The sequence below is a fragment of the Chryseobacterium sp. Leaf394 genome (genome assembly GCF_001424105.1).
Taxonomy (GTDB): domain Bacteria; phylum Bacteroidota; class Bacteroidia; order Flavobacteriales; family Weeksellaceae; genus Chryseobacterium.
On sequence record NZ_LMQH01000001.1, the window covers coordinates 2640 to 3913 of the forward strand.

Here is a 1274-nt window from a genome sequence, read left to right on the forward strand (position 1 = left end):
AACTCCGAATGCTAATAAATGATGGTCGGCAGTGAGGGCATGGGTGCTAAGGTCCATGTCCGAGAGGGAAAGAACCCAGACCAACAGCTAAGGTCCCCAAATATATGTTAAGTTGAAGCAACGCGGTTGGACTGCATTGACAGCTAGGATGTTGGCTTGGAAGCAGCCATTCATTTAAAGAGTGCGTAACAGCTCACTAGTCGAGCGGTCCGGCATGGATAATAATCGGGCATAAACATATTACCGAAGCTATGGATTTACAGTCATGGGACTGTATCTGGTAGGAGAGCATTCTGTATGCGCCGAAGCAGTACTGTGNGCGTACAGAAAAGAAAATGTAGGCATAAGTAACGATAAAGCGGGCGAGAAACCCGCTCACCGAAAGACTAAGGTTTCCTCAGCCATGCTAATCAGCTGAGGGTTAGTCGGGACCTAACGCGAACCCGAAAGGGGTAGTGGATGGACAATGGGTTAATATTCCCATACTTGCTCACACTAAAAAGGGGACGGATTTACGTACTTACTGGAGACTGACGGAATAGTCAAGACCTAGCCTTCGGGCGAAGTTGCTGTAGGGAAATAGATTCCAAGAAAAGCCGAAGTGAAGCAACCCGTACCATAAACCGACACAGGTAGTCGAGGAGAGAATCCTAAGGTGCTAGAGTGAATCATGGTTAAGGAACTAGGCAAAATAGTCTCGTAACTTCGGGAGAAGAGACGCCATCAGCAATGGTGGCCGCAGTAAAAAGGCCCAGGCGACTGTTTATCAAAAACACAGGACTCTGCAAAATCGAAAGATGCAGTATAGGGTCTGACACCTGCCCGGTGCTGGAAGGTTAAGGAAGGGCGTTAGCAGCAATGCGAAGCGTTTGACTGAAGCCCCAGTAAACGGCGGCCGTAACTATAACGGTCCTAAGGTAGCGAAATTCCTTGTCGGGTAAGTTCCGACCTGCACGAATGGTGTAACGATCTGGGCACTGTCTCAACCATGAGCTCTGTGAAATTGTAGTCTCGGTGAAGATGCCGAGTACCCGCAATGGGACGAAAAGACCCTGTGAACCTTTACTATAACTTCGTATTGACTTTGAGTAAGTAATGTGTAGGATAGGTGGGAGACNTTCAAAGGTACCCTCAGCACGCTTGGTAACCGTGCGTAGAGTGTAATGGCATAAGGGTGCTTGACTGTGAGACCTACAAGTCGATCAGGTGCGAAAGCAGGACATAGTGATCCGGTGGTTCCGTATGGAAGGGCCATCGCTCATAGGATAAAAGGT

Annotated in this window: 1 rRNA gene (only partly in view); it reads left to right on the forward strand. The window is 48.5% G+C overall.

What is annotated here, in order from left to right:
- A 23S ribosomal RNA gene (locus ASG21_RS00015) occupies positions 1–1274 on the forward strand (its annotated part extends 982 nt beyond the left edge of the window); the annotation flags it as partial.